We start from the raw sequence: 25,837 nt of genomic DNA, 5'->3' as shown, positions 1-25,837 counted from the left end.
CGAAATAGAACCCGCGATCGAGGTGCTTCGGCCGTCCGCCGCCCGTCACCAGCCGGGCACCTTCGGCACGGGCGATGCCGACGTACTCCTCCACCCGGTCACGCTGACGTCCGATGGCAAGCGGCCCCATCTGTGTGGCCGGATCGCGCGGGCTGAGCGAGTTACAGAACGGATTGCCCGGAGCTTGGTCGAAGCACTGAGTCAAAATTGCCTGGAGACCAAGCGTTGCAATCAAGTTACGAACTTTGATGTCGTAGTAATCGATTGTCAGGGCAAGACCACGAATGGCAGCTGGTTCAACGACGAACCCAACCGTGTAGCTTTCCGAGTTTTCAGCGACGAGAGCCGGGTTGCCACCCGCGAAGAAGCCCTGCGACTGCTGACGAAACGGAATGTTCGCAAAACCGGCGGGAACACCAGCCGCCTGGCAGTTCGGAATGCGGTTTGGCGTACCGTTGTTGATGTTCAGAACATCGCAAGGATCCGCCACGAACGCGAAGTTCTGCGATGCTGGTGAGAACAGATCGCTCTGCGTTGGTGCGCGAACCGAAACAGCGTAGCTGCCGCGGATGCGAAGCCCGTTGATCGGCGAGTAAACAGCACCAGCGTTATAGGAATACACGCCACCGGTACGAGTGTTGTAGCTCGAATAACGGCCTGCACCGGTAAGCGTCAGCTCTTCAGCGAAGGGAACGTCCTTCAACAGCGGAATCTCAACTTCGCCGTAACCTTCCGTCACCGTCAGTGCCGGCGGGTTGAATGGTTGAATGGCGTTGAGGAAGGTACCGCCCGACGCTGTCAATGCGTCAAAAGCCGACGATGCTGTTTCGCGGCGATATTCAGCACCGATGTTAAACTTCACTGGCCCACCAGGCAGCGTGAACAGCTGGCCAAGGTCACCGGTCAAGTTGAACGTCACGTCGAACTCTGCCGCACGCTCGTTGCGAGTCGCCGTAGTGTTCACGAAGTTCAATGCCGCTTGCGACGGCGCACCCGAACCGAACAGGTTGATCGGCACGCAGTCTGGACGCACGTTATTAACCACGTTTACGGCGCAGATGACGCGGTTGCCCGTTGGCCCCAATGCAAAATTGGTGCCCGTAAAGGTGGCAGGAGCATTCACGGCGTTGACGGCGAGAAGGTACCCGTCGTCGTTACCGTTCTGGTCAGCGAGAACCAGATTATTTAGTGATCGAAGGTTCGCGCTGTAGCGGCCATAGTTGAACGCCAGTTCATACTTCCAGTTATTCTCGAATGTGCCCTGGAAGCCACCGACGAAGCGATAGAGTTCGCGCGTCTGCAATTCGCCACGACCGCCGAAATCGATGTTGAAGCGGTTGATGCCAAAGGTCGCAGCTGGCGTTGCGCAGTGGCCGATAGCTTGTAGCTGTGCAAGCGTGTCAGGACGCAGGAAGCCGTTGCTACAGCTCAGGTTCTGCCCCGCACCGCCGACGCCAAGCGAGAAGCTCGGCTGGCCCTCTTGGTTCACGTTATAACGAACATACTTGCCTTCGAAAAACACCGATACCAGATCGGAGAAATCGTAGTGCGCAATGACGTTACCCGAATAACGTTCGTTAAGTGGGTTAAGCTGGCCAGTTTGCCGCAGCGTCGAGCCGAGGCCTCCAACGGTGTTTGGGCTTGCACCGCCAGTAATATCGCGAAAGTCGATCGAGGGGTTGCTGAGAACTAGCTGACCCGCCGAGTTGAAAGCGTAACGCTGTCCACGCGAAACCGTAAAGCGCTGAGATGGTGTGGCACTGCTTGCCCCCGCTCCGCTCTGACGACAGCGAAGGGCGTTAGCAATATCTGCGTCGCCGCAGACCGCGTTTAGCCCACCACCGTCGAAGATATTACCGTTGCGAACGTTGGTGAAAAACTGGTTGTCAGGAATGCCGTCACCAGCCGCAGGCTCGCCGACCGTATTCTGGGCCAGATTGAACTGCGAACGACCACTGAACGCACCTGTCTGGGGATCGCGTTCAGTGAAAAACAGCGGATTTAAGCGCGAATATTCGCCCGACACAGCAATGTTGCCGCGGCCACCAGCGAAGTTCTTACCATAGGTAACGGCACCAAAATACGAACCGCGATCTCCATATTCCGTCGCGCCAGCCTGGCCGGACACGCGGAAGCCCTCGAAGTTCTTCTTCAGCACGAAGTTGACGACACCGGCAACGGCGTCCGAACCGTAAACGGCCGAGTTACCACCGGTCACGATATCGACGCGCTCGAGCAGTTCGGGTGGGATCGTGTTGGTATCGACCAGATAATCACCTGGCGACGATGTCACGTGACGACGACCGTTGACCAGAACCAGCGTGCGAGCCGTACCCAGACCACGAAGATCGAGGACGCTGAGGCCCGACGTACCGATAAACCGGGTCGAGTTCGCCTGGCTGAAGGTCGAACGCAGCTGCGGCAGTTCGTTCAGCGCATCGCCGACGTTCAGGATGCCGTTGCTGAGCAGATCGGCCGACGTGATCGACGTGATCGGCGAAGGCGAATCAAGCGCTTCGCGTGCAATGCGCGAGCCAGTGACGACAATCGCGTCCTTAGGATCGGCAGGTGCCGTTTCTTCCTGTGGTGCGGCTGGTGCCGGCGCAGTCTGCGCCGCGGCGACGGCCGGGAAACCGGCGAGAATGCCAACGAGCGCGGTTGCGCCCAAAAGCTGCTTCATCTTCATGGATGTGCCCCATTTTGTCTTGAGCGGTAGTGCCCTGAGATTCAGCATACAACCGGCTAGGCCCTGCGGATGCAAGGCGAATATGAACATTTGCTGACATTTACGTTAAGTTTCCAAACCGCATGTTGCAAGATTGCCACGCATTGTGCGGATGAAACACGTCGGTCGCGCCCGACCAACCAATCTGGCATCCGGTCTGACCAGTGCGTAATAAAATTACGTCAGCGGGAAATGTTCAATGGATCACCGTTCGACGCACAGCGCAATTCCCATGCCGCCGCCGATACATAGGGTCGCCAGTCCTTTGCGCGCATCGCGGCGACCCATCTCGTACAACAGCGTCGTCAAAACGCGCGCGCCGGACGCCCCGATCGGGTGGCCAATCGCGATGGCGCCGCCGTTGACGTTGATCCGCGCGGGGTCCCAACCCAGTTCCTTGTTCACGGAAAGCGACTGGGCGGCAAAGGCTTCGTTGGATTCGATCAGGTCGAGATCGGCGATCGTCCAGCCTGCCTTTTCGAGCGCGCGGCGCGATGCGGGCACGGGGCCGATGCCCATCACGGCGGGGTCGACGCCAGCAGATGCCCAGCTGGCAATCCGGGCGAGGATTGGCGATCCGCGGCGCTCGGCCTCGTCCCGGCTCATGACCACCAGGGCGGCAGCGCCATCGTTCAGGCCACTGGCATTAGCGGCGGTAACAGTGCCGTCTTTCTTGAAGGCCGGCTTCACGCCCGACACGCTATCGATGGTCACGCCGCTGCGAATATATTCGTCGTCAGCGACGATCGTGTCGCCCTTGCGGCCCTTTATGGTGACGGCAGCAATCTCGTCCTTGAACCGACCGGCGGCACGTGCCGCCTCGGCCTTGTTCTGCGAAGCGACCGAAAAGGCGTCCTGCTCTTCGCGGGTGATCTGATAGCGTTCCGCCAGATTCTCGGCGGTAATGCCCATGTGGTAGCCGTTGAACACATCGATCAATCCGTCCTTGATCATCGTGTCGATCAGCTGGAGATCACCCATTTTCTGCCCGCCGCGCAGAAATTGTGCATGCGGGGCAAGCGACATCGATTCCTGCCCGCCTGCGACGACGATGGTTGCATCGCCCGCCGCAATCGCCTGTGCCGCCAGCGCTACGGCGCGCAAACCCGATCCGCAGACCTGGTTAACGCTCCAGGCGGGCACTTCCTTGGGAATGCCCGCCGCCATCGAAGCCTGGCGAGCGGGATTCTGGCCCTGTGCCGCTGTAAGCACCTGGCCCAGGATCACCTCAGAAACGTCGGCGCCAGTGATGCCTGCCTGTGCCAGCGCCGCTTCGATCGCGACGCGGCCGAGCTCGTGCGCCGGGGTCGAACCGAATGCGCCCATGAAGCTGCCTACTGGCGTGCGCTTGGCGGCGGTGATGACGATGTCGGTCATGGCGGGCTCCTGCAGAACGATGAGGGGGCATTAGAAATGGTGGCGGCTATCTAGCCTTCAGCGTCTGGCTTATCCAGTGGTCGAGCGGTTCCCAGAGCTGCGTTCGCGCGCCGCGACCGACAATCATGCCGACATGCCCCGCAGCAAGCTCGCGTCGATCGGCAAACCCCGCGGCGCTGGCGGCAGGTACGATTCGATCGTGCAATGATACGAAATCAACGGTGGGGCAGGTAAGCTCATCAAGGTCGATCGGACGGCCGGTAATCGTCCAGCGGTTTGTGCCGGTAACGTCATCTGCAAACATCCCCTCGAAAATCTGCGCACCGGCAGCATAGGTCAGCGGCGCACCCGCATTGGCCCAATCCTCCAGCGCCACAAAACTGCGCGCTTCCGGACTGCCTGGCTCCATTACCGCAAAGGCTTCGTACTTCGCGATCGTTCGCTTTGGATCGAGTTGCCAGAAGCCGGCTTGCAGCACTTCCATGGGCACCAGCCCCATTGCCGCGCAGGCAGGCTGTGCTGTTTTCCAAAGGTCGGCGATACGGGCGCGGGCCGCCACATCAAAGCCGCCAAAGCGCCATGGCGCGGCGACCATCGCGAGCCCGGCCACCGGCGTCAGGCAAGCCGCCGCCGCCGCCATCGTCCCCCCCAGACAATAACCCATCAGCAGTGGTGGTTCGGGCAGTCGGGCAATCAGGGGCAGGAGCAAGCGCGATACGTGATCAGCGACGTCCATGTCCCGCACGCTCGCATCCGGCGTTCCCCAGTCGACCAGGAAGACGCGGTGGCCCTTTGCCGCTAGCCAGCGCAGCATGGACTGTTGTCGAGCAAGATCGAGGATGAACGGCGGGTTGATCAGCGATGGCACCACCATGACCGGCGTGCCGCTGCCGCCATAGGCGCGTAGCCGCACCCGACCGCGCCGGTGTTTTACGCCACCCAGCCTGCGGCGCGGCCCACGATCGGCGGCCTGATAGGCGGCGAGCCCTGCCAGCGCGACGCGAAGTCTTTCCGGCGATTGTGCAGTTTGTGTGCGCAGCATTTCCAGGAACAACGGCAGCGGCCTAGGCCCGTGTTGCGGCGCGGTATGAAACGGTGTTACAGCACTGTCATGCACCCTCGGGGGATCTCCCATGAAAAAGACCGTTTCGGATGACGGCGTCGTCATCATCAAGAAATACGCCAACCGGCGCCTCTATAACACCGAGACATCGTCCTACATCACGCTCGAGCATCTTGCTGCGATGACGCGCGAGGGTCGCGACTTCAAGGTTGTCGACGCCAAGACTGATGAAGATATCACCCATAACGTCCTCACCCAAATCATCATGGAAGAGGAATCGCGCGGCGAGACGATGCTGCCGGTCAACTTCCTGCGCCAGCTGATCTCGATGTACGGGGATTCGATGCAGGCGATGGTGCCTGGATATCTGGAAGCATCCATGGAAGGCTTTCGTCGCAATCAGGCGCAGTTCAAATCGGCAGTCGAAGGTGCCTTCGCCCATTCGCCCTTTGCCGAGATCGCCAAGCGCAATATCCAGATGTTCGAAGCGGCCACAGCGGCGTTCAAGCCCGGCGGCGCGCCCGATGTCGCAGCGCGGAAAGATGACGAGATCGCCGCGCTGAAATCGCAGCTTGCAGAACTGCAGGCCAAGGTGGAAAAACTCGGCTGATCCGCCGGATGCCCCGGCGGCTTTGGTCCGGGGACGTCAACTAATGAAGCGCATCATCGCCACGCTGATCGCCACAACGATGCTTGGGGCGGCAGCTCCTGGTGCAGCGCAAACCGCCGACACTGCCGGCAGTGCGACGATTTATGTCCATGCGGGGCATGTGCTCGACCAGCCCGGCAAACCGATGCGCGGACCCAGCACAATCGTGCTGCGCGGCGGCAAAGTGGTGGCGGTGATGGATGGGCTTGCGGCGGTGCCCGCAGGCGCGACCCTGATCGACCTGAAGGACCGTTACGTCCTGCCCGGGCTTATCGATTCGCACGTTCATCTCAGTTCGGATCGCGCGGGGCAGGAGGGTCTGCTCGCCGGGTTTACCGAGAACCGCCAGCTGGCCGCATATGAAACCTATTGGAATGCACAAAAGACGCTGCAGGCCGGGTTCACCACTGTCCGCAACCTGGGCGATGAGGGCGCGACGCTTGCGCTGCGGGAGGCCATCGCCCGCGGCTGGGTGAGCGGGCCCCGCATCATCGATGCAGGGCGGCCGATCTCGACAACGTCGGGGCATATGGACGCTCGTCTGGGGGTTGGTGACGACTTTATCGACGCGATCCCGCACGACAATCTGTGTGACGGTCCCGATGAATGCCGCAAGGCAGTGCGGCTTCAGATCGGGCGCGGAGCGGACGTGATCAAGATTGCCACGACGGGCGGCGTCAACAGCCGGATTGGGGCCGGACTTGGCAAGCAGATGTTCGATGACGAAGCCCGTGCGATTGTCGAGACTGCGCATCTTTATGGCAAGAAGGTCGCCGTGCACGCGCACGGTGCCGACGGGATCATGGTCGCACTGCGCGCGGGGGCGGATTCGATCGAACACGGCACGTTGATGGACGATGCGGCGATCGCGCTTTTCAAGAAAACCGGGGCCTACTACGTTTCAACCCTGTCAACAGTGAACGGCTATCTCGAACGGATCGCCGCGAACCCCAACGCCTATTCCCCCGAAGTGCGCGCGAAGATTGACTGGCGGATCAGCATCACCGGCAAGGCCCTCGAAAAAGCGGTCCCGGCAGGCGTGAAGATCGCGTTCGGCACCGATGCGGGTGTGTCGAAACATGGGCGAAACGCCGATGAATTCGAGCTGATGGTCAAGCACGGGATGACGCCGTCACAGGCGATCATGGCGGCGACCACCAACGCCGCCGATCTGCTGGGCGTGGCGGGTGATGTGGGCAGCATCGAACCCGGCAAAAGTGCTGATCTGATCGCGGTGGCTGGCGATCCGCTGGCCGATGTGCGGGTTTTGAAGCAGGTCAGCTTCGTGATGCGGGCAGGCGTGGTTTACAAAAAATAGGGTGAACCCCCCCGGCCAGTTAGCTGGCCGGGGGAAGCAGGCTTACTTCTTCGGCTTGACGAACTTCAGCGTCATGCGGTCGCTTTCGCCGATGGCCGTGTATCGAGCGCGATCGACGTCTTTTTCGGCGAAGTTGGGCGGCAGCGTCCACACGCCCTTGGGGTAATCATGGGTGTCCTTGGGGTTGGCGTTGATGTCGCTTTCGCCAGCCAGTTTGAACCCCGCCTTGGTGGCAAAGGTAATCACCGACGAGCGCTTCATGTATCCGCTCTTCGCCTCTGTGATGCCCTTGGCATCTTCTGGCAGGCGGTGCTCGACGACGCCGAGCGTGCCGCCGGGTTTCAGCATCGCAAACATCTGGTCAAACGCGGCCTGGGTCTGGTCGGTCGCGCCGAAGCTCCAGTTATGGACGTTGCGGAACGTCAGCACGACATCGGCGGTGCCGGCAGGCACGGCGGCGGCTGCATCGGTTGTCGGGAAGGCGGCAAACTTGATCTTGCCATATACGTCGGGTTTCGCCGCCTGCAGGTTCATCACGCCCTTGCGTGCGCCCGTCGACGGCGTCGCCGCATAAAGCGTACCCTTCGTGACGTATGGAGCGAGAATTTCAGTGTACCAGCCACCGCCTGGCCAGATTTCCACTACCGTCTGATTCGGCTTCACACCAAAGAAAGCCAACGTCTCGGCCGGGTGGCGATACGGATCACGTGCCAGATTGGCTGGTGTGCGGCTCGGGGCCTTAACGGCAGCGATGATCGCGGGGCTCGGCGCGACGGCCGCAGCAATTGCACCACCGGCAAAGGCAAGGCTGGCGACGGCAAGAGTGGGGATCAGAAAGGGGTGGCGCATGACGACTCCTCGGGTAACAGGGGCGAGTAAACGGGTAAAGACGCTGCGCTTTTTGGCTCGCAAAGGGGAATGATGCAAGCAGGGCTTTGGGCGGGCGCGGGTATCGCGGTGGCGATTGCCTTGTTCAGCGGTTGGCGTGATTGGCGCCGCGCGCGCCGCGCTGATCCCGATGCCGTCAGCATGATCGATTGGCCGACTGTGCAGATTCTCGCACTAATCGCCGCCGTCGTGATGGCAGGACTGGCGCTGAAGGGTTGAGCCAGCGCGCCGATCAGTAAAAGTGGTTGAGCCTCAACGCCCGGGTTGCGCCATCGCAAGTGCCGAGCGCGACGATACGACCGGGTTTGCCTACAGACCAAGTGCTGATCGGGCTCGCATTGTAATCGGCTGGGATTGGCACGCCGTCGATCCTGCAGATCATGTCGCCCGCACGCCAGCTGCCAGCTTCGGCAGGGCTGCCGCGCATCACGTGCAGCACCCGCAGACGGCCCTTTTCCGCTGTCATCAGGATGCCGCTGGTGGAGCGCAGCGGCGGTGTGCCAGTGCGCACCGTAGCGGCGAAGACGATATGGCCGGCGGCGGGATCCATTAGCACCCGATAATGTTGCAAAAACCCCGATCCGATCCGCCCCGCAGCGCCAATAGACTGGGAGAAACCGCCGCGACGCTCTACCCGGAGCTCGACATCACTGGCGGCGAGTTTGCCGACCGACAGGCTTGGGAGGATGGCGAGATCGCTTATCATCGGGCCTGCCAGCCCATAGGCAATCGTCGTGGTGGTCTGCACACCCGTAAGCCCCGCAGCGCGATAGGCCTCCTGCGAGAGGGTGATCGACGATCCGTCGCCGGTATCGACAACCATCGGTGCCAATCGTCGCCCCCCCAGGTTGATTTCTGTGACATAGACATTTTGGTCAGGGGCGATCCGCAACGGTGCGCTGACGCCACGAAACGGCAAACGGCCCGATTTCAGCAAGCGAAACCGCATCGCATCGTAATCAATCTCGATCGCATACGCGTCGATGAGATCATGGCCGACCAGCACGTCCACGGGTTGTACGCCACCGGTCGCTGCGGCAGGTAATGTGGTGACGCCAATGCCGCCCCCGCGCCGCGTCATCCCGCCCAGCATGATGTTCTGTACCGGCGTCCAGCCGATCGTCACTGCGCCGCCAATCGCTCGGGCCAGACCGCGCGGCTGCACCTTCATCCGGGCTGCCGTCGCAAAACTGCGTGAGATTACTGAGGCGCTGACGCCGGTGTCGAGCACGGCAGCCGCGGGCCGATCATTGATCATCATCGTGAAGCGGATCTGGTTGCCGGGGGTCAGATCGAACGGCACCCAATGCGCCTCGCTATCGCTGGCCAGTGTCGATACCGCCGTGCTCGGTGGCGGCGCGGCGCCGATCAGCGCGATCGCCACTAGGATCGGCAGGGGCTTCATCGCCACCTGTCCTAGCCAAGGCCGGGCTTCGGGCAAACCGCTTATAACGTTGCTTCCAGATACGCCTGATCGAAGCCGTATTGCCGCGCTTTTTCAAGTGTATAGGGACGCAGCCCCATCGATCGATATTCGCCGATGATCTTGCCGTCGGCGCTCTCGTCGAGATATTCGAACTTGAACAGCTCCTGCGTCACGATCACGGGGCCTTCCATGCCGATCACTTCGGTGATGTTGGTGACGCGGCGGCTACCGTCGCGCAGACGCTTCACCTGAACAATCAGGTCGACTGAATCGGCGATCTGGCGGCTGATCGCTTCCTTGGGCATCTTGATGTCGCCCATCATCACCATGTTTTCCATACGCCCCAGACATTCGCGCGGCGAGTTGGCGTGGAGCGTACACATGGAGCCGTCATGGCCGGTGTTCATCGCCGCGAGCAGATCGAAACACTCGCTCCCGCGAATTTCGCCCAGGATGATCCGGTCCGGCCGCATACGCAGCGCGTTCTTCACGAGATCGCGGATCGAGATTTCGCCTTGGCCTTCAAGATTGGGCGGTCGCGTTTCGAGCGGGAGCCAGTGCGGCTGCTGCAGCCGCAGTTCGGCCGCGTCCTCGATCGTCAGTACGCGTTCGCCGGGGTCGATCATCTTTGACAGTGCGTTGAGCATCGTCGTCTTGCCCGAACCTGTACCGCCCGAAATGACAACGTTGAAGCGGCACGCGCCGGCAATCTTCAGCGCCGTCGCCATCTTCGGGCTCATCGAACCGAACCCGGCCATCATGTCGAGCGTGATCGGCTTGGCGGAGAATTTACGAATCGATATCGCGGTGCCGCGCAAAGACAGCGGCGGCACGATCACGTTAACGCGGCTGCCGTCCTTCAGGCGGGCGTCGGCGAGCGGGGTGGTCTGGTCGACGCGGCGGCCAACCGAGTTGCAGATGCGCTGCGCGATCTGGAAAAGATGCTCTTCATCGCGAAACTGGATATTCGCGAGCTCAAGCTTGCCCTTGCGCTCGATATACGTCTGCTCGGGGCCATTGACCATGATGTCCGAGATGTTCGGATCGTTGAGCAACTCCTCGAGCGGCCCGAGCCCCAACAATTCGTCGATCAACACCTTTTCGAGCGCAAACTGCTCGCGGCGATTGAGCGTCAGTTTCAGTTCTGCAAGCACTTCGCCGATGATCGGGCGGAATTCTTCGGCCAGTTCATCCTTATTGAGCGTGGCGGCGGCTTCGGGATCGACGCGTTCGAGCAGGCGCGGCAGCACCTGTTCCTTGATCTTGTGGATCGAGGTTTCGAAGCCTTCCATCCGCGACTGGCCAGCTTCGCCTGACGAAGACTGGCGTTCCTGCAGGCGCTGCATCGCGTCCATCGCCGTGCCGGGCATCGTGCCGGACATCCCGTCGCTGGCCGAATCCAATGGGGGCAGGGGGGCAAGATCAATCGGTGGGAATTGTTCGCTGCCCTGCAGGTCTGCGGGGCGCGCAGGTCCACCGCCTTGCATCGGGCGGGCAACGCCGAACGCCGGCCGCGCTGGCGGGGTGCCGTTTCCGGCGCCGCTGCGTCGTCCGAATGCGCTCATGATAGGCGAATCTTGTTAGTCACGCACCCTGCCTAACCGGCAAGGTTTGACGTTTCCTTAACCGTGCAAGTTAGGAAATGCGCCAGCGAAAAATTTCTCGTATCGCAATAAGCGGCTGATCAACCTGCCTGTTCGGCCAGCACGGTCAGCCCGCGCTCGGTAACCTCGGCAAAGCCGCCTTTGATCGGCAGCTTCTCGGGTTCGCCCTTTTCGGTGCGATAGATGTGGAGCGCCCCATCGCGGATTGTCGACATTAGCGGCGAATGGCCGGCCAGCACGCCGAAATCACCCTCTGAACCGGGGACGACAACCATGTACACGTCCTCGCTGCGGACGAGCTTTTCAGGGGTGACGAGTTCAAAGTGGAGCATTGTTCAGTCTCACTCCCCTCCCGCATGCGGGAGGGGCTGGGGGTGGGCCTTGTTTCGGGAGGCAGGCGCTGATCCAAATGGATGCGCTCACCCCCGACCCCTCCCGCAGGCGGGAGGGGAGCAGGAGTTTACGCCTCCTGCGCCATCTTTTCGGCCTTGGCGATCGCTTCGTCGATGCCGCCGACCATGTAGAAGGCGCTTTCGGGCAGGTGATCATATTCGCCGTCGACGACTGCCTTGAACGACTTCACGGTGTCTTCGAGCTGCACAAACTTGCCCGAAATGCCGGTGAAGACTTCGGCGACGTGGAAGGGCTGCGACAGGAATTTCTGGATCTTGCGGGCGCGGCTGACGGTGAGCTTATCTTCTTCGCTCAGCTCGTCCATGCCCAGAATCGCGATAATGTCCTGCAGCGATTTGTACTTTTGCAGCACCGACTGGACCGCACGCGCGGTATCATAATGCTCCTGGCCGACGACGCGGGGTTCGAGCACACGCGACGTGGAGTCGAGCGGATCGACCGCCGGGTAGATGCCAAGTTCCGAAATCGCGCGGTTGAGCACGGTCGTTGCGTCCAAGTGAGCGAACGATGTTGCAGGCGCCGGATCGGTCAAATCGTCGGCAGGCACGTAGATCGCCTGCACCGACGTGATCGAACCCTTGTTGGTCGAGGTGATGCGCTCCTGCAGCGCGCCCATGTCGGTCGACAAGGTCGGCTGATAGCCCACGGCCGATGGAATGCGGCCGAGCAGGGCCGACACTTCCGAACCCGCCTGGGTGAAGCGGAAGATGTTGTCGACGAAGAACAGCACGTCCTGGCCTTCGACATCGCGGAAATATTCAGCGATCGTCAGACCCGACAGCGCAACACGGGCACGCGCGCCGGGGGGCTCGTTCATCTGGCCATACACCAGCGCCACCTTGGAACCTTCGCTGACGGCGTTGCCATCGGCATCCTTGGCGATAACGCCTGCGTCGAGGAATTCGTGGTACAGATCGTTACCCTCGCGGGTGCGCTCGCCGACGCCCGCGAACACCGAGGTGCCGCCATGGCCCTTGGCGATGTTGTTGATCAGTTCCTGGATCAGCACAGTCTTGCCGACGCCGGCGCCGCCGAACAGGCCGATCTTGCCGCCCTTGGCATAAGGCGCGAGCAGGTCGATCACCTTGATGCCTGTGACGAGAATGGCGCTTTCGGTCGACTGGTCGACGAACAGCGGGGCAGGGGCGTGGATCGGGGCAGTGTCGACATTGCCGACCGGACCGCGCTCGTCGATCGGCTCACCGATCACGTTCAGGATGCGACCAAGCGTCTTGGGGCCGACGGGCACGCGGATCTGCGAACCGGTGTCGGTGACGGTTTGGCCGCGCGTCAGGCCTTCGGTCGCGTCCATGGCGATCGTGCGGACGGTGTTTTCACCAAGATGCTGCGCGACTTCGAGCACCAGCCGGTTACCATTGTTGAACGTCTCAAGCGCGTTCAGAATCGCAGGCAGCTGATCTTCGAAGGTCACGTCGACGACCGCGCCGATGACCTGGCTGATCCGGCCTACATTGTTGGTGGTCGCGACGGGCGCGAGAGTGTCGGGGGCGGTTGCCATTATCCGTTCCTTGGGGCTGAAGTCGCGGGGGTGGAACCCGCAGGCGTGAAAGTCAGGGTGATGCGGCGGTGGTTCTTGCCGCCGGGAATGAGATCGCGCGTGAGCGCGTAGTTAGCGCCGGCGGTGGTCCCGTTGGTCGGCCGCTCGGACATGATGTTCTGCGTCAGCTTGTCTGCACCCGCGACGCCAAGTTGCGCGAAACGCTGTTTAATCTGTTTGACGAACTGCTTCTTCGCAAAGCCGTCATCGCTAAGATCGGTCAGATCGAGCGTGAAGCGCACCGCGGTCAGCGTGTCAGCCGTGCCGGTCAGTTCGACATTGGTAACATTAGGCTTGAGAACATCGGACCGCGACAGCATTGCCGGAATGCCAACCGCCTTATGGCCGCCCTCGGCAGGCGCATAGGCGCCGATGCGGAAGCCAAGCCGGTTCATCACGTCGATGGATTCGGCTGGGTTTGCAAAAATCTGCGTCCAGCCTGCGGGCGCGAGCGGCGTTGGCGCGTAGGTTTCCTTCTTGGGCGCTTCCGGCCCACACGCGGCGAGTGCCCCCGCCAGCCCCAGCAAGGCAGCAAAGACAATCGGACGCATCAGAGGGCCTCGGCGCCCGAGATGATTTCGACCAGTTCGGTCGTGATCGCGGCCTGGCGGGTGCGGTTATACTGGATCGTCAGGCGCTGGATCATGTCGCCGGCGTTGCGTGTCGCATTGTCCATCGCGGTCATGCGGCTGCCCTGCTCTGACGCGGCATTTTCCAGCAATGCGCGGAAAAGCTGGATCGCGACGTTGCGCGGCAGCAGTTCGGCCAGGATCGATTCCTCATCGGGCTCGTAATCGACCGCAGCAAGGCTGGTCGATTTGGCGCGGCTGGTATCGATCGCGACGGGGATGATCTGGCGACCCGTCGGCTCCTGCACCAGTGCCGACTGGAAGCGGGCATAGAACAAGTGCGCAACGTCGAACTCGCCGGCTTCGTAGCGCGCGATAACATCATCGGCGACGGCGCGGGCATCGGCGAACTTCACCGCCTTGATATGGCCCATCTCGAAATCATGGACGATCTGTGTCGGGTAGAAGCGGCGAAGGACGCGGCCCTTTTTACCCGCGATGTAGAAATTGACGGTTTTGCCGGCCGCGGTCAGCTCCTCGGCCTTGCGGCGCGCGGCGCGGACGATGTTCGAGTTGAACGCGCCTGCCAGGCCACGCTCGGATGTAGCGACGATAATCAGATGGACCTGATCCTTGCCGGTGCCGGCGAGCAGCCTGGGTGACGATGCGCTGACCGTCACCTTCGCGGCCAGGCTGGCCATCACGGCTTCGAGCCGCTCGGCATAGGGGCGTCCAGCAACCGCCGCTTCCTGCGCACGGCGCAGTTTGGCGGCGGCGACCATCTTCATCGCCTTGGTGATCTTCTGCGTCGACTTCACCGAGCCGATGCGGATCTTGAGGGCCTTCAGGCTCGCCATTGTCTTCCTTCTTGTGCTCCCGCGAAGGCGGGAGCCCAGTCTGGGTCCCCGCCTTCGCGGGGACACACATTAATTAAGCAAACGTCTTCGCGAAATTCCCGAGAGCCGTCTTCAGCGCCTCAGTCGTTTCCTTCGACAGGTCGCGCTTGTCGCGGATGTCGGTGAGGAGGTCGGCGTGGTTGGCGCGCATATCGGCGAGCATCGCCTGCTCATAGCGCGTCACCGCGTTCACCGGCACGGCATCGATAAAGCCGTTGGTGCCAGCGAAGATCGACACGGTCTGCTCTTCGAACGGCATCGGGCTGAACTGCGCCTGCTTCAGCAGCTCGGTGAGCCGTGCGCCGCGGTTGAGCAGCTTCTGGGTCGACGCGTCGAGGTCCGAACCGAACTGCGCGAACGCCGCCATTTCGCGGTACTGCGCCAGCTCGAGCTTGATTGAGCCCGACACCTTCTTCATCGCCTTGGTCTGTGCGGCCGAACCGACGCGGCTCACCGACAGGCCGACGTTAATCGCGGGGCGGATGCCGGCGAAGAACAGATCGGTTTCGAGGAAGATCTGGCCGTCGGTGATCGAGATCACGTTGGTCGGGATGTATGCCGACACGTCGCCCGCCTGGGTTTCGATGATCGGCAGCGCGGTCAGCGAGCCCGAACCATTATCCGAGTTCATCTTGGCGGCGCGCTCGAGCAGGCGGCTGTGGAGATAGAACACGTCGCCGGGATAGGCTTCGCGGCCCGGCGGGCGGCGCAGCAGCAGCGACATCTGGCGATAGGCGACCGCCTGCTTCGACAGATCGTCATAAACGATCAGCGCGTGCATGCCATTGTCGCGGAAATATTCGCCCATCGCGCAGCCGGTATAGGGTGCGAGGAACTGGAGCGGGGCAGGCTCGGATGCGGTTGCCGCGACGACGATGGTATAGTCCATCGCGCCCGATTCTTCGAGCTGACGGACGATCTGCGCGACGGTCGAGCGCTTCTGGCCGATCGCGACATAGATGCAGTAGAGCTTCTTGCTCTCGTCATCGCCCGCATTGGCATTCTTCTGGTTGATGAACGTGTCGATCGCGACCGCGGTCTTGCCGGTCTGGCGATCGCCGATGATCAGTTCGCGCTGGCCACGGCCAACGGGGACGAGGGCGTCGATCGCCTTCAGCCCGGTCTGGACGGGTTCGTGGACCGAGGTACGCGGGATGATTCCCGGCGCCTTGACTTCGACGCGGCTGCGCTGGTCGCTGACGATCGGGCCCTTGCCATCGATCGGGTTGCCAAGGCCATCGACAACGCGGCCGAGAAGGCCCTTGCCGATCGGCACGTCGACGATCGTGCCGGTGCGCTTGACGACATCGCCTTCCTTGATCTGGCTGTCAGAGCCGAAGATCACGACGCCGACATTGTCGGCTTCAAGGTTGAGCGCCATGCCCTGCACGCCGTTCGAGAATTCGACCATCTCACCGGCCTGGACATTGTCCAAGCCATGGATGCGGGCGATACCGTCACCCACTGACAGCACTTGCCCGGTTTCCGAGACCTGGGCCTCAGTGCCGAAGCTGGCGATCTGGTCCTTGATGACCTTCGAGATTTCAGCGGCGCGGATATCCATGGGTTGAGCCTTTTAGCCTTTCATCGCGAGCGCGAGGGAGTTCAAACGGGTCTTGATCGACGAATCGATCATCTGGCTGCCGATGCGGACGACGAGCCCGCCCAGCAGCGACGGATCAACCGACAGGTCGACCGAAACTTCGCGACCGATCCGCTGGCGAAGCGATTGCTTCAGCGCGGTAACCTGATCGTCGGTAAGAGCATGGGCGGAGGTAACCTCAGCCGTCGTTTCGCCGCGGAAGCTGGCGGCGAGCTGGCGGAACGCCCGGATGATTACGGGCAATTGCGCCAGACGGCGATTGTCGGCGAGCACACCAAGGAACTTCGTCGTCGTCGCATCAAGCTTCAGCATCGTTGCAACGGCGGCAACGGCCTTGGTCGCTGCGCCACGTGCGATGAGGGGGCTAGTCGTCAACGTCTTGAAATCCGCTGATTGATCGAGCGCCGCACGCAGCGTGGCCAGGCTTGCCTCAACCTTGTCGATCGATTTTGCATCGCGCGCTAACTCGAACAACGCCGTTGCGTAACGCCCCGGTAAGCTCGCTTGAATACCGCCGGAATTCTCCACGCGATCGACATCCTCTTCGGGAACAGAAAAATTGGCCCCATGCGCGAACAGGCCTCTAAGGGCCCCTGTTCACGCACCGGGCCATGGGTTGGGCGGCTGCTAGCATCGGTATGCAGGCGATGCAAGCCGGGTAGCCGATTAGCTGGGCAGCGCTTGGATTGGCGCCAAAAACAATCGGATTTCCGTAACTTTTCATCAAAGCGTCACACGTGGTTAACTCCCTGTTTGCTGCTTGGGCCCCATAGAGTTGGAACCAGGCAACCGCCGGACGATTCTGGATATCGCTTTCTATGCGCCTTACGCTCCCCTCGCTCAGCGAATGGTTTAACGGCCAAACCAACAGTATTGGCGTGGCGTTACGCCGTGTTTTGATTGCGCTGCTGGCGATTCAGGCGGTGCTTGCGCTCACCTTGATCATCGGCTCGATTACAACCAGCAACGGCATGCGCGTGCTCGTGCGCGAGAAAATTTATCCGATTGCTGAGCTGCAGGCGGTGACCGATAACTATGCCAAGGCACTGGCCACCGCGCACAAAGTGGTCAGCGGCAATCTTTCGATTGCGGGGGCGGTCGATGCGATTGAAGATTCCCGGCAGACGATCAAACGAAACTGGACGTTGTTTCGCGACCATCAACTCGATGAACGCCATAGTTTGATGATCGCAAGGGTAGACGCGGCGCGGCGTGACGCCGATCTCGCGATTGCCGGGCTGGATCGGATGCTGCGGGCAAAACAGACTGACAGGCTCGATTTCTTTGTCAGTGGTCCGCTGAATGCCGCCATTGATCCGCTGACTGGGGCGAGTGATTCGCTGATTGCGGCGCTGCGTGCTGACGCCGGGGTCGAACAACGCGTGATGCAGGACCGGTTCTGGCGTGCCTATGTCGTTGTCACGCTGGTCACGCTGATGGCGGTTCTAGTCGGCTGGTGGGGAATGCTTATCGTCGCGCGGCGGATAACCCAGCCGCTCGCAGAGATTGCCGTCGCGACGCACCACATCACCGATGACAAACATGATGCTGTGATCCCCGGTCTTGATCGCACGGATGAGATTGGCGCGATTGCCCGCGCGCTTGCCTTTGCGCGCCAGCGATCGATCGACGCGCGCCGTCTGAGCGAGGAATCGCGCCGGACGGAGGATGCATTGCATCGCCGTGAGGTGAAGGATCATGCCGCCAACGCCAAGCGCGCGGCCGATCTTGACGCCCTGTTTGCCGTGTTCGAGCGGCAGGCTGGCGATGTCGTCGCTGGGCTGAAATCAGCCGGACCCCGCCTGCGCGAAACCGCAGCGACAATGTCGGGCGAGGCTGCCGAGGCGGAACATCACGCGCTGGCAACCGCCTCGCTGGCTGAGCAAAGCGCGGCCAGTGCGCGCACCATTGCTCAATCGAGCAGCGCGCTGGCGACGGCGATTGACCATATCAGCCGCGCCGCCAATGATTCGCGCGCTGGCGTCGGCACGGTGCGCGCGCGGACGATCGCCGGGCGTGATCATGCCGAATCCCTGGGCGATCTGGTGAGCGAAATTGCTTCGGTGCTTGATTTCATCGCCATCATCGCAGGGCAAACCAATCTGCTCGCGCTAAACGCCACTATTGAGGCGGCGCGTGCCGGGCCTGCAGGACGTGGCTTTGCCGTGGTGGCCGAAGAGGTAAAGGGGCTCGCCCGTCAAACACAGGCGGCAGCAGGCAAGATCGAATCCCGGCTGTCGGCCGTGCGTGATGCCAGTGCTACGGTGCTCTCGACCATCGAATCGATCGACACGCTGGTCGCCGGGCTTGATCAGTCCGCCACCAATGTCGCTGACGCGGTCGAGCAGCAGCGTGACATGACCAGGCGGATCGCCCGCGCCATCGCCGAAGTCGAGGGTGGTACCGCCCATGCCGCTGCCAATATGCAACTTCTCCATGGTCGCGCTGAGCGCACGCGCTGCACGGCAATTGATCTTGCCAGCACCGCCGATGATGTTGCCGGCAATGTCGATCTACTGCGCGGCCAGATCAATCAGCTGATCGCAGACGTTCGCGCAGCCTGATCGGGGTTTAGCCTTCCACTCGCTATCGCCGCCGCTAAAAGAGGGGCCAAAGCGAAGTGGGAGAGTATGATGGCCGAAGGCACGACGATCCGGATGACGATGGCCGATGGCGCTGAAGTCGCTGTCTATCATGTCGAGCCGACGGGTACGCGGCGCGGCGGGCTGGTGCTGGTGCAGGAAATCTTCGGCGTTACCGATCACATTCGCGACCTGTGCGACGAATATGCGCAGGATGGCTATGAGGTGCTCGCCCCCGCTCTGTTCGATCGCGAACACCCGGGCTTCGAAGCTGATTATTCTGGCGAAGGCTTCGCGCGCGCGGTGGAACTTGCGCGCGAGCTGCACCCTTTCGATCAGAGCCTCAGCGACGTGCAGACCTGCATCGATGCGCTGGTGAGCAAGGGGGCGGTGTTCGTTGTCGGCTATTGCTATGGCGGCTCTGTAGCCTGGTTCGCCGCCACCCGGTTGACAGATGTTACTGCAGCGTCAGGCTATTATGGAAGCCTGATCCCCGGCGCGGTCGATGAGGAGCCGAAGGTGCCGGTCATTTTGCATTTCGGGCGCTATGATAACGGCATCCCGATGGAAGGTGTCGACAAGGTAGTCGCGCGCGATTGGCCAAATGCGACCGTCCACATCTACGAAGCCGGACACGGCTTCAATTCGGACCGCCGCAAGGATTACCACGAACCCAGCGCCGATCTGGCGCGCGAACGCACGCTTGAGCTGTTTGAGGCAAATGGCGGGTGAGCCTAACCTTAGTACTTTAGCCGTTCATTGGGGGACGAATGACCGAAGGCGGATCAAACCGCTCGGTTCTCGCGCTGGTCGCGATGATCGTGTTTGTCGACATTGCCGGGCTGGGGCTGATCCTGCCGGTAATGCCGCGACTCATCATCTCGCTGAGCGACGTGACGATCGACCGCGCCGCGGAGATCGGCGGGTGGCTGTTGTTTGCCTATGCCGTGATGCAGTTCCTGTTCGCGCCGGTTATCGGTGGACTGAGCGATCGGTTTGGGCGGCGGCCTGTATTGCTGCTGACGCTGTTCGCGCTGGGGATCGATTATGCGCTTATGGCCTGGGCGCCGACGCTTGCGTGGCTGTTCGTGGGCAGAGTCATTTCCGGAATCATGGGCGCCACCTTTACCGCCGCCAATAGCTGCATCGCCGATATCGTCCCGCCGGCCGAGCGCGGGCGGGCCTTCGGCGCGCTGGGCGGGGCAGGGGCGGCAGGGTTCGTTCTCGGACCCGGCATTGGCGGCTTGCTCGGCGGGCTGGGCGAGCGGGTGCCGTTCATGGCGGCGAGCGGCGTTGCACTCACGGGCGCGCTGATCGGCTGGTTTGTGCTGAAGGAAACGCTGCCGCCGGATCGCCGCCGCGCCTTTTCCATCCTGCGCGCCAACCCGGTCGGCAGTGTTGTGCAGATGGCGCGGATGCCGCTGGTGATCGGGTGTCTTGTTTCAATTTTGTTCATGCAGCTGGCAGCGCAATCGCAGCTTTCGGTGTGGAGCTTTCAGGGGATCGCCCGCTTCGGGTGGAGCCCCTTGGTGATCGGCATCACGATTGCGCTGTTCGGAATCATGATGGCGGGGGCGCAGGGCTTTGCGGTCGGGCCGCTTGTCCAGCGTTTCGGGGCGCGACGCGTGGCGGTGGTGGGGCTTAGCTGTGGCCTGCCTTCCTACCTGATCCTGGCGACAGCACCCAACACCGCCATTCTGGTGGTAGGCATGGTCGTCGGTGCGTTTGCCGGCGTCACCTTTCCGGCGATGCAGCAGATGATGACGCTGCGCGTGCCCGACGACGCGCAAGGCGAGCTGCAGGGTGCGATTGCCAGCGTGATCAGTCTTACCTCGATCATCGGCCCGCCGATCATGACCGGTGTTTTTGGCGCCTTTGCTGATGCGAAGGGGCTATACTTCCCCGGCGCGCCGTTCCTGCTGGCGGCGATATTGTTGTTCCTTGCGTGGCTGGCGTTGATCGTCACGATGCTGCGTCATGGCGGGGAGGCGGCGGCGGTTTGATCGCAGCCGCCAGCCGCGCTGGGCGTCAGACGATTCCGCCTTCATCCTCATAATCGAGCAGGTCGGCCGGCTTGCAATCAAGCTCCTGGCACAGCTTTTCGAGCGTCTCGAAACGGATGCCCTTCACCTTGCCCGATCGCAGTAGCGAAAGGTTGGTCTCGCTGATGTCGATCCGCTGGGCGAGGTCCTTGGCGCGCATCTTTCGCCGCGCGAGCATGACGTCGAGGGTGACGATGATCGGCATGGCTCAGACGATCTGCGCGTGATCGGCGGCAATATCGGCGGCAACTGCCTGGACCCGGCCAAGCAGCCGGATCGCGAGGCCGACGCAGATCAGCGCGATCTGGGTGGTGATGTAAGCGCCCGTCACCGCGTCCATCCGGTCGTTGGCGGGGCCAACCGCGAGTGCAAGGATCGCGCTGACCGTCAGCCAGTCGCCGACACGACCGATTAGTCGGCCGCCGCGCGCGGAAAGGATTGTCCCGCCCGAATAGACCTCAAAGAGCTGCCGGGCCGTCCAGAGCGCGGCAATCAGCGCAACTGCGGGAAGCGACCTGACGGCGGTTTCCATAATCATTGCCGAAGCGCCGACCATATCAGGTGTGCCGATCGCAAAGATCAGGCCTTTGAGCGGCACATAGAGGATCTGGCTAAAGAGCAGGAAGGCGCCAAGCCCAACCGCCCAGCCGAACAGGCTTTTCAGCCGCTGGCTTTCGGCGTGCAGCCGGTCGATGGTCAAAGCTTTCATCATGCGTCCTTTCAATTGATGTTGAGGTTAAAGCTGACCTGCAGCGAGCCGCTGCCGATCGAAATTTCGGTGTGCAGGCGTGGACCTGCCGAACTGGCCTTGGGGAAAGGCGTGTTGCCGTTGCCCCAGACAAGCGTCGCCACGACCGCGACCGCGCAAAGGGCGAGCGAAAAGCCCGTCCAGCTAGCGCGAAACTGGCGTTCCGGATAAATCGACTTTCCATGTTGCATTTGCGTATCCCCATTTAATTTACGTAAAACATAAATTAAATGGCTTATTACGTCAAGGCCTTCCGTCGAAAAAGTGATTTATGAAGGAGCCGCAAGGGGTTGCGATCTCCGAATCGGCGGCTGTTTTGATCGCAACGCGCGGGATGGAGCGGCCGCGCAGCGCGCCTATATCGACGGCATGAGCACTGAGACCATTGATCCCGACTCGGCCTGGGCCGCCTTCATCGCCCGCGACCGGCACAGCGATGGCCGTTTCGTCGGCGCGGTGCTGAGCACCGGCATCTATTGCAAGCCAAGCTGCCCGGCGCGGCATCCCAGGCGCGAGAATGTCGTGTTCTACCGCGATGGCAGCGAGGCGGTGGCAGCGGGCTTTCGCGCCTGTCTGCGCTGTAAGCCGGATGAGGTCGGGCGTGACCGGGTCGCGGTCGCTCGCGCCGTTGCGCTGATCGAGGGGGCAGAGGAGACGCTCGGGCTCGACGAGCTGGCGGCGATGGTCGGCTATGCACCGCATCATTTCCACCGGTTGTTCAAACGCTCGACCGGCGTGACCCCCGCCGCCTATGCGCGTGGGTTGAAAGCGCGGGCGGCGGCGCAGGCATTGATGAAGGAGACCAGCGTGACCGAGGCGATTTACGAGGCCGGCTATTCGGCCCCCAGCCGGTTCTACGAAGGCGCAGGCAAGCGACTTGGCATGACGCCGAGCGCGTGGAAGCGCGGCGGGGCAGGGTCGACGATCCGCTGGGTGATCGTCGATACCAGCCTTGGGGCGCTGCTCGTCGCAGCGACCGACAAGGGGCTGTGTCGGGTATCGTTCGATGAGGGTGAGGCGGCGCTGCGGCTGCGCTTCCCTCAGGCGGAGATCCTGCCCGGCGGTACGGCGCTCGCTGATCTGGCAGCGCAAGTCGTGGCCAGCGTCGAATCGCCCGATCGCGATATCGATCTGCCGATGGACGTGCGCGGCACCGCGTTTCAGGAGGCGATCTGGCAGGCACTGCGCCAGATTCCCGCCGGTGAAACCCGCAGCTACAGCCAGCTCGCCGCGATGGCGGGCAACCCCAGCGCGGTTCGCGCCGCAGGAACCGCATGTGGAGCAAACCATCTCGCGGTCATCATCCCCTGCCACCGCGCCCAGCGCAGTGACGGCACAATGGGCGGCTATGCATACGGGGTCGATCGCAAGGTTGTCTTGTTGGACCGGGAGAGCGTGAAATGACGAGCTATCGCATCAATGGATTGCCAATTGAGCGTTTCGCGAACTTGATCGGACGCAGCGACGCAGAACTGGCCGAGATTGGCGCCGTCCGCGTGAAGGCCGATCACAAGCCCGGCTACCCGTGCCGGATCACCCTTGAAGATGCCGAGGTCGGCGAACCGGTGATCCTGCTGAATTTTGAGGATCACGCGGTGGGCTCGCCCTATCGCAATCGCTACGCGATCTATGTCCGTGAGCGCGCGACACGGGCGGCTGCGCTGGAAAATGCGCTACCTCCCATATTCGCCAACCGACCGATCGCGCTGAGGGCGTTCGACGAAGCAGGTATGCTACGCAACGCCGCGCTCGCTTTGGCGAACGACGCAGGAGAGAAGATCGAACAGCTATTCGCCGATCCTGCCATCGCATACCTCCACGCCCACAATGCCGCGCATGGATGCTTCGCTGCCCGTATCGATCGCGGCTGAAAGGGCTTTACCCGTAGAGAGCGACCGCTACGTTGCGCGCGCAACTCCGGGGGAAGTATGGACGACATCGCAACCAAGCCGCGCGGCAAGAGCCTCGTCTGGCGGATTATTCACTTTCCGCCGATGACTCTGATCGTCGCATTTGGGGTGATGGCGGGGGCCAGCGTGATCGCGACTGGCCTTGCCGCTGCAGTTGGCGCGCGGAGTGACGGGCAATGGGCGATCGTTGGCGGATCGATTGTCGCGGCGGTGTTCGTCATCGCCTATATCGGTTTCGGGCGTCTGGTCGAGCATCGCCAGGTTACCGACTTGTCGCTGAAAGGTGCACTGGTCGAATTGCTGGCAGGGCTCGCGATTGGGGTGGTGCTGTTTTCGTCGGTGGTGGCGGTGATGGCGCTGGCCGGTGCCTATGAAGTCGTCGGTACCCAGCCGTTGAGCGTGCTCTATCCGATCATCGGTATCTCAATCGTGTCGGGCGTGACCGAGGAGATCATGCTGCGCGGGCTGTTTTTCCGGATCATCGAGAATTGGCTGGGCAGTTGGGTGGCGCTGGTGCTGTCGGCGGCGCTGTTCGGGGCGCTGCATCTCGGCAATCCCAATGCCAGCGCGCTCGCTGGTGCTGCGATCGCGATCGAGGCCGGGGTGATGCTCGCGGCGATTTATATGGTGACACGGCGGCTTTGGGCAGCGATCGGGCTTCACGCTGCGTGGAACTTCACTCAGGGCGGTATTTATGGGATCGCGGTATCGGGTTTCGAGGTAAAGGGCCTGTTGGTCCCGCGCATCACCGGTCCGGAACTGCTAACCGGGGGCGATTTCGGCGCAGAGGCATCGCTGCCTGCGATGCTGATCTGCACAGCTTTCGGGATCGCGTTACTGGTCGTCGCCGCGCGGCGGGGGCAAGTGATGAAGCCTTACTGGGCGCGCCGTCACGATGCCGCCGACGGCGCTGCGCCCTTTGGGGTATCCGCGGGCGCCGGCGCGCAATCATAGACCAGCCACTCGTCGGGGCGGGCGGGCAGCGCGGCGCGGATTGCGGTTTGCTGGCGCGACAGCAGTTGGCGCTCGGCTTCGCTGGTCGTGCAGGCCTTTTGCTTCACCGCCCCCCGCAGCGACCGCGCCTTTTTCATCTGCGCGGCTGAAAGCAGGTAACGGCTTTCCGAATAGCTGCGTGTCGCCAGATCATATTCGAGCACGGATACGGTCTGCTCGTCATTCGGTACCAGGATGCGTTCCCACTTGGCGCCGTTTTCGGCATATTGCGTGCGCCCGTTCATGCAGCCATCGGGCTGCCAGTCGATGGTGACGTCGGCCGGGTTGGACAGGTTGATCCGGCTGCGGTCGGGCGCAATCCGGCACAGCATCTTGCCGAAACTCGCCTGCACGGTGGCGCTCGGGGCCGTGTCGGGCGGCGGCACGGCGAGGGTAACGTCGCCGTACGGCCGGGTGAGGAACACAACTGCGGCGGCGATGATCAACAGCACGCCTGCGGCGCCTGTCCAGATCGCGCCCTGTCGCCGCCGCCGCGATTCCAGGATGCCCGCCCCGCCGATGCCAAGCGCGCCGATCACCAGCAACAGTCCGGCAATCGCGATCACATTTTCGCGCCGCCGCTCGGCTTCGATCCGGGCCTTGTCGAGCGCAACCTCGCGCTGCAAAGCCTCCCGCATGGCGGCGGCCTGCGCATCGGCGGCGCGCGCCTCGGCGGATCGGACCTGCGCATCCTGGCCCTGTCGCAGTCGTTCCTCGGCACTAATGCACGGCGCACTCGTTTGCGCAAAACTCTGTTTGGCCTCTTTCAGGAATGCCGCGATTTCGGAATTGGCGACGGCAAAGCCGAAGCTCGAATCGCCTTCCTCGGCCTTGGTGATCGCCGAATTGGCGCCGATCACCCGACCACAGATATCGAGCAGCGGACCGCCCGAATTGCCGCGCGCGATGCCGGCTGTATGCAGCAGCACGTCGACACCCGTCAGTTTGCGCGTGCCCGAAAACCCGCCTTGCGACCGCACCGGGCCAAGCGGCTTGATGAAATCGGCGGCACTTTGCGCGGTCGCGACATCGACATTTCCGGGGTAGCCAAGTGCGATCACGGCCTCGCCATCGGTCGCAGCACCGGGGTAGAATGTGAGCGGGGGCAGGCGCGTGCCGGTAAACTCGATCAGTGCGAGATCGCGCTGCGCATCATAGGCGATCAGCTTGCCCTGATAGGATTTATCGCCTTCCGACGGGACAACGCCGATCACCACATTGTCGGGGTACCGCGCTGCAAGTTCCACCACATGCGCGTTGGTGACGATCCGGTTGGGGGAGACGGCAAAGCCGCTGCCATGCCCGAAGCCGACAACTTCGCCTTCCGCCGATGCGATCGTCACAACACGCACCACGCCCCGCGCCGCCGCCGAAATGTCATCGGCTCGCGCAGGCGCCGTCGCCGTTATAAGCATTGCCAGAAACAGGATCAGTCGGATCATCGGATCACTCTATCGAAGGGCCTTCGACAA

Annotated in this window: 25 protein-coding genes; 9 read left to right on the top strand and 16 right to left on the bottom strand. The window is 62.3% G+C overall.

Going from position 1 to position 25,837, the window contains the following annotated elements; translation table 11 throughout:
- The 3 genes from B7Y49_RS06760 to B7Y49_RS06750 form a co-directional block, all read right to left on the bottom strand.
- A partial coding sequence (locus B7Y49_RS06760; protein WP_374126813.1) for a TonB-dependent receptor domain-containing protein occupies positions 1-2,686 on the bottom strand: 2,686 nt, incomplete at its 3' end.
- Positions 2,687-2,929: 243 nt separating this feature from the next.
- Entirely contained in the window at positions 2,930-4,102 is a 1,173-nt protein-coding gene (locus B7Y49_RS06755) for an acetyl-CoA C-acetyltransferase (RefSeq protein ID WP_374126812.1), read from the bottom strand.
- A gap of 46 nt (positions 4,103-4,148) precedes the next feature.
- A complete protein-coding gene (locus tag B7Y49_RS06750; protein ID WP_374126811.1) occupies positions 4,149-5,237 on the bottom strand; it encodes an alpha/beta hydrolase in 1,089 nt (362 codons plus the stop codon).
- On the opposite strand from B7Y49_RS06750, the gene phaR reads away from it, so the two are divergent.
- Both phaR and B7Y49_RS06740 read left to right on the top strand, forming a co-directional pair.
- Positions 5,236-5,775, top strand: coding sequence for a polyhydroxyalkanoate synthesis repressor PhaR (gene phaR, locus B7Y49_RS06745; RefSeq protein WP_374126810.1), 540 nt, complete (start codon positions 5,236-5,238; stop codon positions 5,773-5,775). The genes B7Y49_RS06750 and phaR overlap by 2 nt on opposite strands.
- Positions 5,776-5,818: 43 nt before the next feature.
- Entirely contained in the window at positions 5,819-7,132 is a 1,314-nt protein-coding gene (locus tag B7Y49_RS06740; protein ID WP_374126809.1) for an amidohydrolase family protein, read from the top strand.
- A 42-nt stretch (positions 7,133-7,174) separates the two neighbouring features.
- Here B7Y49_RS06740 and B7Y49_RS06735 read toward each other — a convergent pair whose 3' ends face one another.
- The gene (locus B7Y49_RS06735; protein ID WP_374126808.1) at positions 7,175-7,981 is read right to left on the bottom strand and encodes a class I SAM-dependent methyltransferase; all 807 of its coding nucleotides are present in this window, start codon (positions 7,979-7,981) and stop codon (positions 7,175-7,177) included.
- A 72-nt stretch (positions 7,982-8,053) separates the two neighbouring features.
- Here B7Y49_RS06735 and B7Y49_RS06730 point away from each other — a divergent pair, with 72 nt between their 5' ends.
- Entirely contained in the window at positions 8,054-8,239 is a 186-nt protein-coding gene (locus B7Y49_RS06730; protein ID WP_374126807.1) for a hypothetical protein, read from the top strand.
- Positions 8,240-8,252: 13 nt separating this feature from the next.
- Here B7Y49_RS06730 and B7Y49_RS06725 read toward each other — a convergent pair whose 3' ends face one another.
- The 8 genes from B7Y49_RS06725 to B7Y49_RS06690 form a co-directional block, all read right to left on the bottom strand.
- Entirely contained in the window at positions 8,253-9,425 is a 1,173-nt protein-coding gene (locus B7Y49_RS06725) for an aspartyl protease family protein (protein ID WP_374126806.1), read from the bottom strand.
- 41 nt (positions 9,426-9,466) lie between these two features.
- The gene (locus tag B7Y49_RS06720) at positions 9,467-11,011 is read right to left on the bottom strand and encodes a CpaF family protein (RefSeq protein ID WP_374126805.1); all 1,545 of its coding nucleotides are present in this window, start codon (positions 11,009-11,011) and stop codon (positions 9,467-9,469) included.
- A gap of 119 nt (positions 11,012-11,130) precedes the next feature.
- Positions 11,131-11,382, bottom strand: a complete 252-nt coding sequence (locus B7Y49_RS06715) for an ATP synthase F1 subunit epsilon (protein WP_374126804.1) — start codon at positions 11,380-11,382, stop codon at positions 11,131-11,133.
- 128 nt (positions 11,383-11,510) lie between these two features.
- A complete protein-coding gene (gene atpD, locus B7Y49_RS06710) occupies positions 11,511-12,983 on the bottom strand; it encodes a FoF1 ATP synthase subunit beta (protein ID WP_374126803.1) in 1,473 nt (490 codons plus the stop codon).
- A complete protein-coding gene (locus tag B7Y49_RS06705) occupies positions 12,983-13,573 on the bottom strand; it encodes a hypothetical protein (protein ID WP_374126802.1) in 591 nt (196 codons plus the stop codon). Before B7Y49_RS06705 ends, atpD begins: the two co-directional genes overlap by 1 nt.
- Positions 13,573-14,448, bottom strand: a complete 876-nt coding sequence (locus B7Y49_RS06700) for a FoF1 ATP synthase subunit gamma (protein ID WP_374126801.1) — start codon at positions 14,446-14,448, stop codon at positions 13,573-13,575. Before B7Y49_RS06700 ends, B7Y49_RS06705 begins: the two co-directional genes overlap by 1 nt.
- Before the next feature lie 73 nt (positions 14,449-14,521).
- Complete coding sequence (gene atpA, locus B7Y49_RS06695) at positions 14,522-16,051, bottom strand: F0F1 ATP synthase subunit alpha (RefSeq protein ID WP_374126800.1); 1,530 nt, start codon at positions 16,049-16,051, stop codon at positions 14,522-14,524.
- Positions 16,052-16,063: 12 nt separating this feature from the next.
- Positions 16,064-16,618 carry a FoF1 ATP synthase subunit delta gene (locus B7Y49_RS06690; RefSeq protein WP_374126799.1) on the bottom strand — a complete coding sequence of 185 codons (555 nt, stop codon included), beginning with the start codon at positions 16,616-16,618 and terminating at the stop codon, positions 16,064-16,066.
- A gap of 290 nt (positions 16,619-16,908) precedes the next feature.
- On the opposite strand from B7Y49_RS06690, the gene B7Y49_RS06685 reads away from it, so the two are divergent.
- From B7Y49_RS06685 to B7Y49_RS06675, 3 genes are all read left to right on the top strand, one after another.
- Positions 16,909-18,654 carry a methyl-accepting chemotaxis protein gene (locus B7Y49_RS06685; protein WP_374126798.1) on the top strand — a complete coding sequence of 582 codons (1,746 nt, stop codon included), beginning with the start codon at positions 16,909-16,911 and terminating at the stop codon, positions 18,652-18,654.
- 69 nt (positions 18,655-18,723) lie between these two features.
- Positions 18,724-19,404, top strand: a complete 681-nt coding sequence (locus tag B7Y49_RS06680) for a dienelactone hydrolase family protein (protein ID WP_374126797.1) — start codon at positions 18,724-18,726, stop codon at positions 19,402-19,404.
- A 38-nt stretch (positions 19,405-19,442) separates the two neighbouring features.
- Positions 19,443-20,675, top strand: coding sequence for an MFS transporter (locus tag B7Y49_RS06675; protein WP_374126796.1), 1,233 nt, complete (start codon positions 19,443-19,445; stop codon positions 20,673-20,675).
- A 25-nt stretch (positions 20,676-20,700) separates the two neighbouring features.
- On the opposite strand, the gene B7Y49_RS06670 is transcribed toward B7Y49_RS06675, so the two are convergent.
- The 3 genes from B7Y49_RS06670 to B7Y49_RS06660 are packed head-to-tail and all read right to left on the bottom strand — an operon-like array spanning position 20,701 to position 21,653.
- Complete coding sequence (locus tag B7Y49_RS06670; protein WP_374126795.1) at positions 20,701-20,919, bottom strand: helix-turn-helix transcriptional regulator; 219 nt, start codon at positions 20,917-20,919, stop codon at positions 20,701-20,703.
- Positions 20,920-20,922: 3 nt separating this feature from the next.
- Entirely contained in the window at positions 20,923-21,423 is a 501-nt protein-coding gene (locus B7Y49_RS06665; RefSeq protein ID WP_374126794.1) for a hypothetical protein, read from the bottom strand.
- A gap of 11 nt (positions 21,424-21,434) precedes the next feature.
- Positions 21,435-21,653: a hypothetical protein gene (locus B7Y49_RS06660; RefSeq protein WP_374126793.1), complete on the bottom strand. Its 219-nt coding sequence runs from the start codon at positions 21,651-21,653 to the stop codon at positions 21,435-21,437.
- Positions 21,654-21,831: 178 nt separating this feature from the next.
- Between B7Y49_RS06660 and ada the strand changes: the two genes are divergently transcribed.
- From ada to B7Y49_RS06645, 3 genes are read left to right on the top strand one after another with little or no spacing between them, the layout of a single operon-like run.
- On the top strand, positions 21,832-22,866 hold the full coding sequence (ada, locus tag B7Y49_RS06655; protein WP_374126792.1) for a bifunctional transcriptional activator/DNA repair enzyme AdaA: 1,035 nt from the start codon (positions 21,832-21,834) through the stop codon (positions 22,864-22,866).
- On the top strand, positions 22,863-23,333 hold the full coding sequence (locus B7Y49_RS06650) for a DUF1203 domain-containing protein (protein ID WP_374126791.1): 471 nt from the start codon (positions 22,863-22,865) through the stop codon (positions 23,331-23,333). Before ada ends, B7Y49_RS06650 begins: the two co-directional genes overlap by 4 nt.
- 57 nt (positions 23,334-23,390) lie before the next feature.
- Positions 23,391-24,326 (top strand): CPBP family intramembrane glutamic endopeptidase, encoded by a 936-nt coding sequence (locus B7Y49_RS06645; protein ID WP_374126790.1) that lies wholly within the window; start codon positions 23,391-23,393, stop codon positions 24,324-24,326.
- Here the strand turns inward: B7Y49_RS06645 and B7Y49_RS06640 are convergent.
- Complete coding sequence (locus tag B7Y49_RS06640; protein ID WP_374126789.1) at positions 24,263-25,807, bottom strand: S1C family serine protease; 1,545 nt, start codon at positions 25,805-25,807, stop codon at positions 24,263-24,265. The two genes, B7Y49_RS06645 and B7Y49_RS06640, sit on opposite strands and share 64 nt — an antisense overlap.
- Positions 25,808-25,837 lie beyond the last annotated feature (30 nt).

The sequence above is a fragment of the Sphingomonas sp. 28-62-11 genome, assembly GCF_002278865.1.
Classification (GTDB): domain Bacteria; phylum Pseudomonadota; class Alphaproteobacteria; order Sphingomonadales; family Sphingomonadaceae; genus Sphingomonas.
This window is presented reverse-complemented; position numbering and strand designations above follow the sequence as displayed.